Here is a 13,310-nt window from a genome sequence, read left to right on the forward strand (position 1 = left end):
GATCCAATATTATTTCATACATTATTCAATAAAAAAACACACGAAGCCCCTTAAGTCTTCATGTGTTTTCATACATGTTATTACATTTGTAATTGAATAAATTATCTTATTCTGTAATATTAAATTTTGAAACCAGTTCCGTTAATTCTTCCACCTTTTCTTTCATTTTGTTAGATTGAATTGATATTTGTTCAATTGATACAGCTTGTGATTGAATTGATTTTACTGTTTGAAGAGTCTCTTTTTTTACATCCGTTGCAGTTTCAGAAACTAGCGAAAGAGAAGCATTTACTTCTTCTGTACCAGCAGACATCTCTTCTGTCGCTGCGGATACTTCTTGAATTTGACTTGTAATCTTATCAATATCTCTCATAATAGACAAGAAGGTTTGATTCGCTTTGTGGGCAGCTTCTTTTCCTTCTACTGCCTTCTGTTGGCCTTTTCGCATGACATTAACTGTATCTTGAGTATCTTGTTGAATGGATTTTATTAAATGATTCACTTCCTTTGCAGATTCTTTAGATTGCTCAGCCAAGTCTCGAACTTCTGCGGCAACCACTGCAAATCCTTTCCCATTCTCTCCAGCACGTGCCGCTTCAATAGCGGCATTTAAGGCAAGAAGATTCGTTTGTTCGGCAATATTAGTAATTGCAGCGAGAGCTGTATCAATCTGTTGTGTACGTGTAACAAGTTTATTTATTACTTTTGATGTTTCCTCGACAACATCATGCACACTATTCATTTGAAGAATAGAGTGATTTATCACTTCACTACCGATATTTATTCGTTCTGTAGTTGTTACTGCTACCTCAGCGACTACTGCTGAAGATTCAGCTACAGTTTGCACCCCTGTTGTAATTTCTTCCATTGAGGATGAGCTCTCCTGAATACTAGTTACCTGTCCTTCTATTTTTGTTTTTACTTCTAAAACAGTCTGTACAACCTCATTTGAAATACTAGACGCTCGATTTGTATCTTGTAATACGCCCTCCGTAGTAGAAATAACCTCTTGTGTTGTCATCTTAACATTCGCAATTAATTGTTGAAGGTTATCTAACATACTATTAAAAGACTGAACAATATGCCCTAATTCATTATTTGCTTTATAAGGAGTACGTGTTGTTAAATCTCCAGCTGCTACTTTTTCCATATCATTTTGTAGTAACACAAGTGGTTTTCGGATAGTTAATTTAATAATATATCCAATTAATATAATTATCAAAATTGCTAAAAGCGAAATACTTATAAACATTATCATTGTATTTTGAGCACTATTATTATTTTCCTTCTGTAAAAGCTCTGCATTATTACTATTATATAAAATCAATTCCCGAATTGATTTTATTGATTTTTGCATATTAGGTTCAATCTCTTTTAGGTAATATGCATATGCTTCCTCATTATTAGATTTCCCTAATTCTTGCGCTTTCTTCATTTGAGTTCTTAATTCATTAAATGTTTCATAAAACGTGTTATATAATTCTTTTTCTTTAGTAGAAATAACTTTAGCCTCAAACTGCTTTAAAAGATGATCATTTTCCTGACGAATTCCGTCCATTTCTCTTATTAATTCATTCATTCTTTTTTCATCTTTTGATACCATAATTTCCATAAAGTTCATATTAACATGATAAAAATTAGATTCTACAATACCAATCCACTCAATTGGTAGTAAATTATCCTCATACATATTAGAGGAAGTACTTTTCCCTCTTTCTAATCCCCAAAACCCTATTAGGGATAATACTATACATGCAATACTTGATATAGTTATTAATATGTTTAGTTTTGTACCAACCTTACTGTTTCTTAATAATCCCAATTCACTTTCTCCATTCTAATATATAGTTTAAGTAATGTATTTTATACCAAGAATCCAAAAATTACGATGTTTATTTTGTGATATGCAATTTTGCATATCATCCACTACTGATTCAAAATAACCTAACATTGTAATTTTGGTTTTCCAAAAATTCATGATTATGAACAAACCCTATTAATTCTTAAACTTCTCATCCAAAATATCCAAAAATATTGTGGCACCAGGGGAACCCATCATTGATATATAAATTACACTGCTATACAAGACTAGCTTAAAAATATTTTTCTTATTGCTCATTTTTCTATTTCCTCTCTATTAGAAGTACTCCTAGCACATCGCACTAATAAAAACGATAGTATTAAAAAATAAGGAAAGACATAACACCTATGTCTTTCCTCTAAAATTGTAACACTCAATATACTCTTAGCTCTATTTGATTTGCCAGTTAAATCCTCACATTTCTTTCTTTATAATATCTCCTAACTCTGTCCAACTTGTAATACGCGGGATATTGAGATGTTGATTGTAAGAAGTAGTTTTTGCATACACTTTTATTGGCTTTCCTATTAACGTTTCTAAGACAGCTGGCTTATCATCAAAGAAATAGTTTAATTTCATTTCTTGTATGAAGTGTATTTTTTCTTCATCTTTCATTCCATAGAAAAAGCGATCTTCATGTACCGGAAAACCTTTTTCTATTAACCATTTTTTTGTTTGCTCTCCATGCTCTTTAGGCCGAGCTGTTATATAGTATATTTCATGTCCCTGTCTTTCTAATTCTTGTAATGTCTCTACTGCATATGGAAACGGTGAACAAGAAGTATAATAAATCTCATCCAGCAAACTATTCCACATATGACTGCCTTCCTCCGAATTCATGCCAAATGCTTCATGAATTTCAATTGTTTTTAAAGAATGAAATACATCCAATCCTACTTTTTTGTTTAATTTCTTATTATATAAATGAAAAGCATGCTGCCTTAAATCAATTAATGTATCATCGATATCAAATCCAAACTTCACTCTTCATCGCTCCTTTCTGCCATCCATTTATCGGAAAATATAAGTAGCTTTTATTCTCCTTATATTTTCCGATATTCTGGATAGCCAATAAATCTATAATCTTTTCCAACCTGGGTAAATGATATATCCTTAAATTCAATTGCATCTTGCATTTTAGTAATACCAGTCCCCCCTACAAAGCTAGGCGCCAATCTGCCCCCAATAATTTTTGGTGCGACATATAATATAAGTTTATCCATCAATTTATTTTCAATAAACGAAGCATTTACCTCTCCACCACCTTCAATAAGCAGGGAGGAAACTCCTTTTTGCCCTAAAACATCAAGCATTTCATGTAAGTTTATATGCTTTTCTCCGCTAGTAACAAATACTTTAACTCCTGCATTTTCTAATGCTTTCTTTTTTTTCGCTGCATGATTACTTGTTGTAAATATCCAGGTAGGAGCTTCTCCATCTGTAACAACGTTAGCTTCCATCGGTATGCGTAATGTCGAGTCCAATATTATTCGAATTGGATTTCGTCCATTTGGAATACGCGTTGTCAATGATGGATTATCCTTTTGAACAGTATTCGCTCCTACTAAAATAGCCGCATTTTCGTTTCGTATTTGGTGTACTTCTTGTCTTGCTTCTGTAGATGTAATCCACTTACTATCCGATGAAGACGTAGCGATTTTCCCGTCTAATGTAACTCCTGATTTAATCGTTACAAATGGACGCTTTGTCAAAATATATTTATTAAAGACTTCATTCATTTTTTTAGATTCTTCTTCACACACTCCTACAAGTACTTCAATACCTGCATCTTGTAGAATTTTAATTCCACGTCCAGAAACAAGCGGGTTTGGATCAAGTGTAGCAACTACTACCTTCTTAATTCCTGCTTGTACAATTGCTTCAGCACAAGGCCCTGTTCTACCATAATGAGAACAAGGTTCAAGAGTTACATAGATTGTAGCACCACGTGCCTGTTCTCCAGCCATACGTATCGCATGTATTTCGGCATGTGGTTCTCCGGCCTTCATATGTGCTCCGACCCCTACAATTCGATTATCATTTACAATTACAGATCCAACCAATGGATTTGGAGTCGTTTGTCCCTTCATAGCCTTGGCATTTTCTAGTGCTAGCTTCATATACAATTCATGCTCAAGCATGTAAGTGTCCCCCTTCAAAATGTCCAGAACGCTGAATCTTCGTTTGCAAATATTTCTCATTAAACTCTGAGATATCACCCCATAACGGTTCACGACTCGTAACATTTAATCCAGCTTTTTGTAACGCTTCTAATTTTTTCGGATTATTTGTAATAAGTTTTACAGGTTTTGAGCGTAGCGCTTTTAATACTTCAATTGTATCATCATAGTTTCGAACATCATCTTCAAAGCCTAGGTTCAGATTAGCTTCTACTGTATCTAACCCATTCTCTTGCAAGAGGTACGTCATTGCTTTACTAAACAAACCAATTCCTCTTCCTTCATGATTCGCTAAGTAAAATAAAGCACCTGAACCATGTTCTGTAATCATTTGTAAAGACTGCTTTAATTGGAATCCACAGTCACAACGTTTACTACCAAAGATATCACCGGTGTGACAAATACTATGCATACGAATTAGGGCATCTTCAGAATTCTCAAAATCACCATATACAAGCACACTAGATTGCTGCATATCAGCTAAATTAATAGATGAGAGTTTTTCGATAATTCCTTCTACACTATTTGTAACCTCACTACATTGTAACCAAGAATACCATTGGAAAATTTTAGTCTCTCCATATAAATTAATTGGCAATTTGATAGGTCCTACTAAATAAATATCCTTTCCATCTTGATGTATAAATTGAATTTTATCTTCTAACATATGAATTGTATCTGTTGTAACCATTAGGTACCTCCTAGTATTGAGAATCTCTAAAAATTCTCTTCCATTGTTATATTTTTTATTGTTTAACTTACACAACGTAAGTGTTTTTACAGATGATATTCTTTTTTCTCTCAGCTTATATGCAATATGTATCATTACAACTTTGGCCATTTAAAGAAAAGAGTTTTAGTTACATAAAACAACTTAGTTACTTTATGTAAGTGAGTATACATTCGTAATTAATTTACGTCAAGTAATTAATTATAAAAACATTTGTTACTAATAGTAAGATGTTATATAATTTATTTTAGGAGGTGAAGGAAAATGAATGATTCTACATTATGCCCTCGCTTTGAAAAAGGAATGAAATTTTTTAGCCAACGATGGACAGCACTAATTATTTACCAACTTTTTTCTGGATCTCAGCGCTTTTGTACGCTTGAATCTTCTCTTCCTGTTAGCGGAAGATTACTTTCAGAAAGATTGAAAGAATTAGAACTAGAAGGAATTGTCGAACGTAAAGTCTTTCCTGAGACACCAGTTCGTATAGAATATTCTTTAACTCAAAAAGGATTTGCTTTAGAATCCATTATTCGTGGAATAGAAGAGTGGTCACAGGAATGGGTAAAACTTGAGGAATAGCATAAAAGCTTTTTCGTATATAGTTTTAAGTAATCAAATTACAAATATCTATAATTAAAACGCTAGTTTTTCAAACATTTATGAAAAGCTAGCGTTTTTGAATGAATAAAATAAAATTTAAGAAATGAAACAAGGTGATCAAAACGATCACCTTGTTCCTTTAAAGATTAAAATAGTGTTTTTAACAACTTTTATTAATACATACTCGATTAACAGAAATAATGAATAGAATTTTTGTAACTAAACAGTTTTATTTTCGCAATACAGTTAGCTTATCCCGCTATTTGCGGACAGTAAGACCACCACTAATTAAATTTCCATTTTATTGCATTTGAATATTACTTATGAAATTTCACACGCTCTTCAAGTGGTTGGAATTCTTTTTCACCTGGTGCAGCTGTTGGATTACCAAATGGCATTTGTGCAATTAGCTTCCAATTAGCAGGGACATTCCATTCTTGTTTTACCTCATCGTCAATTAATGGATTATAATGTTGTAAAGATGCCCCTAATCCCTCTGCTTCTAAACCTGTCCACACGACTAATTGGTGCATACCTGATGCTTGGTGTGACCAAATTGGGAAGTTTTCAGCATATGCAGCAAATTTTTCTTGAAGCGATTTAACGATAGCCTCATCTTCAAAGAATAGTACTGTTCCATAACCAGCTTTAAAAGAATCCATTTTTTGTTGCGTTCCTGAGAAATCTCCATCTCCAACTACTTTTCTTAATGTTTCAGTTGTAATATCCCATAATTTATCATGAGCTTCACCAAATAATACAACTAATCGCGCAGTTTGAGAATTGAAAGCTGATGGAGTATATTTCACAGCAAACTCCACAATTTCTTTAATTTTTTCATCCGATACTTGTACCTCTTTGTTAATTCCATAGTAAGTACGTCTTTCTTTCAGTGCAGTATAGAAATCTTTTGTCATAATTCATTTCCTCCTAAGTTTTAATATTCTTCAAAATGATACATTGCGAAGATAATGTGAGTTGAAATGAGTTCATTTTTGAACCATTGAACACCATAACACCAATTGCTAGTCATTCTGAATCTAAACCACTGCTTCTTGCTTCAGTTTCCCTAAAAAAACACTTATAGCATCATTGATACAATCTAGTGATCATTCGGTATTATTTTACCCATTCTCTATTCATGTATCCTGCTTGTTTCATATTTACACAAATATGAAAATAACCTTAAATTGCTGGTCAAAAAAGCCAGGTAGCATGAATAACACATGAACTGCACCCCAATTGTTAGACACAGTCTAACAATTGGAGGTGCAGTTTTTTGTATGACAAAATTTACGAAGGATTTAAAGTTAACGCTCGTTCAAGGATTTAATCCGAAAATAATTTCTCAAGCAGAATATGCAAAACAGATGCATATTACAAAGGCACAATTTCAATACTGGTTACGCTTATACGAACTCCATGGAGAAGAAGGTTTACACGAGGTCTATACAAATTACACCGCAGAGTTTAAACTAGACGTACTAAATTTTATGGCTCAATCGGGTATATCGTTAATGGATACAGCGGCTATATTCATGGTTCCTTCTTTTACAACGGTTTATCAATGGAAGAAGCAATTTGAAGTAGGTGGCTTAGATGCCCTTGAACCAAAGAAAAAGGGGCGTCCATCCATGAAAAATAAAAACACAAAACATGATACTAAAAAGATTCCGGCAGAAGGTTCAGTTGAAGCGTTACAAGCTGAATTAGAACGCTTACGTATGGAAAATGCGTATTTAAAAAAGTTGAATGCCTTAGTTCAAAACAAGGAAAAATCACCAAACAAGACAAGGCACAAGTAGTCTATGAATTAAGGCATGAGTTTCAAGTGAAAGAATTAGTAAAGTTAGCGGATATCCCTCGAAGCACCTATTATTTTTATGTAAAACAAATGGATAGAATCGATCCAGATGCCGATTTAAAAGTAGAAATTAAAGCGATTTATGATGAACACGAAGGTCGTTATGGATATCGTCGTATTCGTAATGAGTTAGCCAATCGTAATCAAATAGTGAATCATAAAAAAGTGCAACGAATTATGAAAGAGTTAGGTTTAAAATGTCTTGTACGTATGAAAAAATATAAATCTTATAAAGGAACAGTTGGTAAAATTGCACCTCATATTTTAGAGCGTAAATTTACGGCAGATACGCCAAATGAAAAATGGGTAACCGATATTACAGAATTTAAATTATTCGGTGAGAAACTTTATTTATCACCTGTATTAGACTTGTATAATGGTGAAATCATTACCTATACAATTGGCTCTAGACCGACGTATTCACTTGTTTCAGAAATGTTAGAGACAGCATTAGAAGGTTTACCTGAAAATCACCAACTAATGATGCATTCAGATCAAGGGTGGCATTATCAAATGAAACAGTACCGTCACGCATTACAAAAAAGAGGTATCGTACAAAGTATGTCTCGTAAAGGCAACTGTTATGACAACGCAGTAATGGAGAATTTCTTTGGAATCATGAAGTCTGAGTTTCTCTACATAAAAGAGTTTGAAAGTGTAGAGCACTTCAAAATAGAATTAGAAAAATATATAGATTATTACAATACAAAACGGATAAAGGCAAAATTAAAAATGAGCCCGGTGCAATACCGGACTCATTTTTATCAAGCTGCCTAATGAAATAACCGTGTCTAACTTTTAGGGGTCACTTCACACATTACCTGGCTTTTTACATTTTTAATTTAAATTCAACTAAACATTACCAATGAATAGTAGTAAAAACTATACCTGTCACTTATTTAATAATTAACATCTCATAAGGATGTTGTTCCATAAATCTATTCTCCCAAGGAATCTCTAATGATGTCCAATTTGAACCACCGTCTACTGACTGATACACTCCTTTATTGCTAAACAGATAAAACGTTCCATCACTTGTTGCCTTTAATACTGGTATGATTGTCCCTTTAGGAGTTGGTAAACCTGCATTCATTTCCGCCCAAGGCTGATCTTTTTCTTTCTTATAAATATATGATTCACAATTCCCATTATTGTAATCATGCGCTACGTGTGGATTTGAAGATGTCGCGATAATAATATTTTCTGGATCATTTGGGTTAACTGCCATTTGATATGCGTAATGATGTTTTAGCCCACTACACATATAGTTCCAAGTCTTACCTCCATCATTACTCTCCGCATACTCTTGACCTGGTTCTTTCAAGAATGAATCACCTAACACCCCGTATAAACGATTTGGGGCATTGCGATGTGATGTAAGAATGTGAATATCTTGAGGATAGTTCCCCTCTTTTTCCTCAGTCCATGTCTTACCTCCATCTACACTTTTAATTAATCCCCCAACCTCAATAGTCGTATAAATAGTTTCTGGATTATTAGCATCAATTTCAATATGTTTTACATGGTGTGTATATGTTCTTTGAGGAAAGAACCATGATGAATATGATGGCATTTGTCGATAATCAGTTAGCAGCTCAAAACTGTCTCCTCCATTTTTGGATACGAACATTGCGCTCGGTTCAGTTCCTACATATACAATCCCGTTACCGTCATCCCCCTTCGCTGGAGATACAGAAACTGCTGTAATAGCTCTCATATGAATAGCATTTGCTGGGAACACTTCACCAAAGGAAGGTAACGCACCAATCGCTTCCCATGAACTTCCTCCATCTTTACTTCTCCATAATCCCCTGTCAAAGGTACCACAATACATTCTTTCTGGATCGTATGGATCTGAAGCTAACGCAACCGGATTCGCACCTACAAACTGCGATTGGACGCTCCATGTTGAGTCTTTTTTTTCTGCAATTACAAGTTCTCTATCAAACGCTAATATGAATTTTTCCATTACTAAAATCTCCTCGCTTCATGAATTTTCTACTATGTTATTTAAATTTTGAACATTACAAGTTAAGAGGTGTATTTTGTATGCTATAGCATACAAAGGATAAATTTTATAAGCAATATGTGATTAAAAACTTACATTATATAATTTGTTAACTTCACATCCGTATGATGAACAAGATGTCCTGTTAACTCATATAAGTCCATATGCCACCTCTAAATAAATCGTAATTTACATGCTATAGCATATATAATATAGAATCCATTATTTTATGTCAAACTTTAATACTGTTAATCAGTTCTTTAGCTCGTCTAAAGTAATTTAAAAGTCATAATATAAACAGAAACATTTTATTGTCTATTCAATAAAAAAAGAGTGCAATTTTTGCACTCTTTTTACTCATTTCTATTAGAAATCAAAGTTATCAGGATCTGGACCAACGCGGTGATTTTGATTTAATGCATCGATTTTTTCCATATCTTCTTTCGTTAATTCAAAGTTAAATACATCTGCATTTGCAATAATGCGGTGCTCTTTCGTTGATTTTGGAATTGTGATCACTTCATTTTGAAGGTCCCAACGTAAAATCACTTGTGCTGTTGTTTTACCATGTTTCTCAGCAATAGCCTGTAATGTTTCATTATCTAATAATTGACCTTGCATAAGTGGTGACCATGCTTCCATTTGAATACCTTGTTCTTTACAGAAAGCTTGTAATTCTTTTTGTGTTAAACGAGGATGGTATTCTACTTGGTTGATCATCGGCTTAATTTCTGCATCTTTTATTACATCTTGCAGATGGTGAATTTGGAAATTACTTACGCCAATTGCACGTACACGCTTTTCTTTATAAAGTGTTTCTAACGCTCTCCATGTATCTTTATATTTCCCTTCTACAGGCCAGTGAACAAGATATAAATCTAAATAATCTAGCTTTAATTTTTTTAAGCTCTCTTCGTATGCAGCAATCGTTTCTTCATATCCTTGATCTGCGTTCCATACTTTTGAAGTAATAAATAATTCTTCTCTTGAAATACCAGTTGTTTCAATACCGGCACGAATCCCCTCACCTACAGCTGCTTCATTTCCGTAAATTGCAGCTGTATCAATGCTGCGGTATCCTGCTTTAATTGCTGATTTAATCGCTTCTACAAGTTCTGGTCCTTCTTCTACTTTAAATACACCTAAACCAAACCAAGGCATTTCCACACCATTACTTAATACTGTTTTACTTTGTAAGTTTTTCATTTTATTTTCTCTCCTTTTATTTTACTTGATCTCTTTTTTCTAATGTCATGCTCCATGCTGTTAAAATAACAGCACCTACTACCATAATGCCGCCTACCCAAGCTGTATGAATTAACCCTAACGAGTTCGTTACAATACCGCCTAAATAAGCACCAAGAGCAATCCCAGCATTAAACGCCGCAATATTAATTGCCGATGCAACATCGACAGCACTCGGTACAAATCGTTCAGCTAACATTACGACATATACTTGTAACCCTGGAACATTCATAAATGCGAATAGCCCCATTAAAATAATTGTGATTAACCCAGCTACCTTAAATGGTGCCGTAAATGTTAAAACAAATAGTATAATCGCTTGAATAAAGAACATGTAGAATAGCGCTCGAATTGGATTATGATTCGATAATTTTCCGCCAATCACATTCCCTATCGCAATGGCGATTCCATACACTAATAAAATGATAGTAACCGTATTTGCTTTAAATCCTGTTACCTCTTGTAATAACGGAGATAAATACGTAAAAGTTACGAATGTTCCCCCATATCCTAATGCAGTAATAATGAAAACTAGTAACAGTCTTCCGTTCGTAATCAGTTTAAATTGATCGCGGAATGATACAGACGCACCTTTTTTCATATTAGATGGAATGAGAATACTATTTGCAATTAAGGCGATAATTCCAATTACTACAATTGCTAAAAATGATGTTCTCCAGCCAAATTGTTGACCAATAAATGTTCCAATTGGTGCACCTGTAATAGTTGCAACTGTTACACCAGTAAACATAATCGCAATCGCGCTAGCCCGTTTATTTTCTGGGACAAGTGCCGCAGCAATTGTTGAACCAATTGACATAAACACACCATGCGAAAGTGCAGAAATAATTCGCGCAATAAGTAATACAGTGAAGCTTGTTGCTACCGCTGCGATTCCGTTACCAATAATGAAAATAATCATAATCCACATTAATAACGTTTTTCGTGACATATTAGCTGTTAATGACGTTAATACTGGAGCCCCAAACGCTACGCCTAACGCATATAAAGAAACTGTTAAATCAGCCGTTGTAACCGACACATGTAAATCTTCCGAAATAGATGGTAATAAACCGACACTAACAAATTCAGTTGTCCCAATCCCGAACGCACTAATTGCTAACGCTAACAACGCAAATATACTTCTTCGATTCGTCTGAACTTCTGAAGACGATGCTGTATATGAATTCAATTGAGTTTCCCCTCTTCCCTATAATTCCTATCATAATAGTGCGATAAAAAGGCCCTTTTATCTTCTAAAAAACATATTTAATCTCTACAAACGCTATTATGAATGGTTTCATTCTTTTTTTAAAGAACGCACTTTAAAGTACTATAGGTACTTTTTAGTACCGTAAAGCTTGTCTCTCTCTTACATGTACTATTATGAAATATATTCAATACAATGAATAGTACGTACTTTAAAGTGCTGTAGGTACTAAAAAGTAACATAGTTAGTTACCAGTACCGTAAAGCTTGTTTCTCTCTTACATGTGCTATTATGAATGATAATCACCCTAATAAAAAGTACGTACTTTAAAGTACTATAGGTACTAAAAAGTAACATTTATATAATCTAGCTTATTTTGCTCAAAAATTGAAATCTACATTCCATGAAAAAGACTTTCAAATGAAGAAATACACTTTCCCGTAGAGGCAACTTTAGAGAATATTACTTAAACATATAAAGGATCATGTTCATTACCACAGACAAATAATAAAAAGGCAAAAACGAACAGAAATGTGTTCATTTTTGCCTTTTTTATTTAATGATTAAAATGTACGACTTTTGGAAAGGAAATCTGCATTAGCTCCTGTTACACCACTTTGTCCCCAGTTCCCTGGAATCATTTCACGAATAAGAATTAGCACTTTATCCAAAGGTGCATGAGTATATTTAGATGTTACTTGTGTAAGTTCGTTTACCCACTTATCCTTTGTCTCTTGATCAAATGTATTCCATATATCAACCTTAATAATAGCCATTCCATTAACGTTACGACCTAGTGTATCGTAAGACTCTTTTGTCTCCCAATCGGACACCCTACTTTTCACAGCAAAGGTAGCATCACTTGCTACAGCCCCAGCTTTCCCCCAGTTTTCTTTCTCAAGTTCCGTTATCAACACTTGAATTTTGTCAGGGACAATTTTTAATAGTTTTATTGTAAGTTCCGTTACACTATAAATAAATTCCTTCTTTTCTTCTGTTGACATGGTTGGCCAAGTATTTAGCTCGATTAATGGCATAGTATTGCCCCCTAAATTTAATTATCTATTGACTAGTTACAACTATTGGTTCAAATGATTTTTAACTGCTCTTACTACCAATTCGTGATCTTCTTCTGGTGGTAATCCTGAAACTGTTATCATTCCAATAACCCCTACGTTTTTTATCCTGATAGGAAAGCATCCACCAAACGCAGCATATTCCGAAGTATCTAAAAGATATTTTTCATTATATGAAATTCCAGTTATTTCACTTTGTATCTGCATATAATACGAGCTACGATCATGCAGGGAAACGACTCGTTTTTTACGCTCAATCCATTTCGTATTTTCCGCATTTGTCCCTGTCATCTTGAAATGAAATAATTGCACACCATTTTTCGTTATATCAACAGCAATCAATTTCCCCTCTCGCTTTGCTGTTTCAACGATAAATAAACCTAGTTGCAAGGCATCTTCATTTGTAAAAGAGGAAAATTGAAGCGTTTCCTCCTCTTTTAAAATTTGTTTACTTATTTCATTCAAATTTGAAGTGCTCATATTTTTAACCTCCATAATTGTTTTGTGCCACACCGACATTTTTTCGAAATTAT

12 protein-coding genes are annotated in these 13,310 nt (G+C 33.8%); 2 read left to right on the forward strand and 10 right to left on the reverse strand.

The features are described 5' to 3' along the window. Positions 1 to 106: 106 nt before the first annotated feature. The 4 genes from C3Y97_RS16680 to C3Y97_RS16695 all read right to left on the reverse strand — a co-directional run bounded on the left by C3Y97_RS16680 (position 107) and on the right by C3Y97_RS16695 (position 4,732). Complete coding sequence (locus C3Y97_RS16680) at positions 107 to 1,822, reverse strand: methyl-accepting chemotaxis protein (RefSeq protein ID WP_136363535.1); 1,716 nt, start codon at positions 1,820 to 1,822, stop codon at positions 107 to 109. Between the two features lie 453 nt (positions 1,823 to 2,275). Continuing rightward, complete coding sequence (locus C3Y97_RS16685; RefSeq protein ID WP_000668221.1) at positions 2,276 to 2,845, reverse strand: 5' nucleotidase, NT5C type; 570 nt, start codon at positions 2,843 to 2,845, stop codon at positions 2,276 to 2,278. A 59-nt stretch (positions 2,846 to 2,904) separates the two neighbouring features. Continuing rightward, entirely contained in the window at positions 2,905 to 4,002 is a 1,098-nt protein-coding gene (gene ribD / locus C3Y97_RS16690) for a bifunctional diaminohydroxyphosphoribosylaminopyrimidine deaminase/5-amino-6-(5-phosphoribosylamino)uracil reductase RibD (RefSeq protein ID WP_069355980.1), read from the reverse strand. Next, positions 3,995 to 4,732 (reverse strand): GTP cyclohydrolase II, encoded by a 738-nt coding sequence (locus tag C3Y97_RS16695; protein ID WP_000258857.1) that lies wholly within the window; start codon positions 4,730 to 4,732, stop codon positions 3,995 to 3,997. The genes ribD and C3Y97_RS16695 overlap by 8 nt, the downstream gene beginning before the upstream one ends. A 303-nt stretch (positions 4,733 to 5,035) precedes the next feature. Between C3Y97_RS16695 and C3Y97_RS16700 the strand changes: the two genes are divergently transcribed. After that, on the forward strand, positions 5,036 to 5,353 hold the full coding sequence (locus tag C3Y97_RS16700) for a winged helix-turn-helix transcriptional regulator (protein ID WP_016124968.1): 318 nt from the start codon (positions 5,036 to 5,038) through the stop codon (positions 5,351 to 5,353). Positions 5,354 to 5,691: 338 nt separating this feature from the next. On the opposite strand, the gene C3Y97_RS16705 is transcribed toward C3Y97_RS16700, so the two are convergent. Beyond that, entirely contained in the window at positions 5,692 to 6,291 is a 600-nt protein-coding gene (locus C3Y97_RS16705) for a nitroreductase family protein (protein ID WP_000158938.1), read from the reverse strand. Positions 6,292 to 6,657: 366 nt separating this feature from the next. On the opposite strand from C3Y97_RS16705, the gene C3Y97_RS16710 reads away from it, so the two are divergent. After that, positions 6,658 to 8,015, forward strand: a protein-coding gene (locus C3Y97_RS16710) for an IS3-like element ISBce18 family transposase (RefSeq protein WP_127063940.1) whose coding sequence is annotated in 2 segments (ribosomal slippage) — positions 6,658 to 7,114 and positions 7,114 to 8,015 — 1,359 coding nt in all. Because the reading frame shifts where the segments join, the coding sequence is not laid out codon by codon here. Positions 8,016 to 8,133: 118 nt separating this feature from the next. On the opposite strand, the gene C3Y97_RS16715 is transcribed toward C3Y97_RS16710, so the two are convergent. The 5 genes from C3Y97_RS16715 to C3Y97_RS16735 form a co-directional block, all read right to left on the reverse strand. After that, positions 8,134 to 9,207, reverse strand: a complete 1,074-nt coding sequence (locus C3Y97_RS16715; RefSeq protein WP_000410432.1) for a WD40/YVTN/BNR-like repeat-containing protein — start codon at positions 9,205 to 9,207, stop codon at positions 8,134 to 8,136. A gap of 405 nt (positions 9,208 to 9,612) precedes the next feature. Next, a complete protein-coding gene (locus C3Y97_RS16720) occupies positions 9,613 to 10,452 on the reverse strand; it encodes an aldo/keto reductase (protein WP_000793565.1) in 840 nt (279 codons plus the stop codon). A gap of 16 nt (positions 10,453 to 10,468) precedes the next feature. Beyond that, entirely contained in the window at positions 10,469 to 11,683 is a 1,215-nt protein-coding gene (locus C3Y97_RS16725) for an MFS transporter (protein WP_136363536.1), read from the reverse strand. A gap of 581 nt (positions 11,684 to 12,264) precedes the next feature. Further along, positions 12,265 to 12,738 (reverse strand): tautomerase family protein, encoded by a 474-nt coding sequence (locus C3Y97_RS16730; RefSeq protein ID WP_001128308.1) that lies wholly within the window; start codon positions 12,736 to 12,738, stop codon positions 12,265 to 12,267. Positions 12,739 to 12,780: 42 nt separating this feature from the next. Then, positions 12,781 to 13,296, reverse strand: a complete 516-nt coding sequence (locus C3Y97_RS16735) for a heme-degrading domain-containing protein (RefSeq protein ID WP_002195678.1) — start codon at positions 13,294 to 13,296, stop codon at positions 12,781 to 12,783. Positions 13,297 to 13,310 lie beyond the last annotated feature (14 nt).

The sequence above is a fragment of the Bacillus sp. DU-106 genome (assembly GCF_004799705.1).
GTDB classification, from domain to species: Bacteria; Bacillota; Bacilli; order Bacillales; family Bacillaceae_G; genus Bacillus_A; species Bacillus_A cereus.

Excerpts from the sequence above, each read along its gene's own strand:
- C3Y97_RS16715 (WP_000410432.1), bottom strand. The coding sequence starts at position 9,207 with ATGGAAAAATTCATATTAGCGTTTGATAGAGAACTTGTAATTGCAGAA.
- C3Y97_RS16695 (WP_000258857.1), bottom strand. The coding sequence starts at position 4,732 with ATGGTTACAACAGATACAATTCATATGTTAGAAGATAAAATTCAATTT.
- C3Y97_RS16730 (WP_001128308.1), bottom strand. The coding sequence starts at position 12,738 with ATGCCATTAATCGAGCTAAATACTTGGCCAACCATGTCAACAGAAGAA.
- C3Y97_RS16705 (WP_000158938.1), bottom strand. The coding sequence starts at position 6,291 with ATGACAAAAGATTTCTATACTGCACTGAAAGAAAGACGTACTTACTAT.
- C3Y97_RS16720 (WP_000793565.1), bottom strand. The coding sequence starts at position 10,452 with ATGAAAAACTTACAAAGTAAAACAGTATTAAGTAATGGTGTGGAAATG.
- C3Y97_RS16700 (WP_016124968.1), top strand. The coding sequence starts at position 5,036 with ATGAATGATTCTACATTATGCCCTCGCTTTGAAAAAGGAATGAAATTT.
- ribD (WP_069355980.1), bottom strand. The coding sequence starts at position 4,002 with ATGCTTGAGCATGAATTGTATATGAAGCTAGCACTAGAAAATGCCAAG.
- C3Y97_RS16735 (WP_002195678.1), bottom strand. The coding sequence starts at position 13,296 with ATGTCGGTGTGGCACAAAACAATTATGGAGGTTAAAAATATGAGCACT.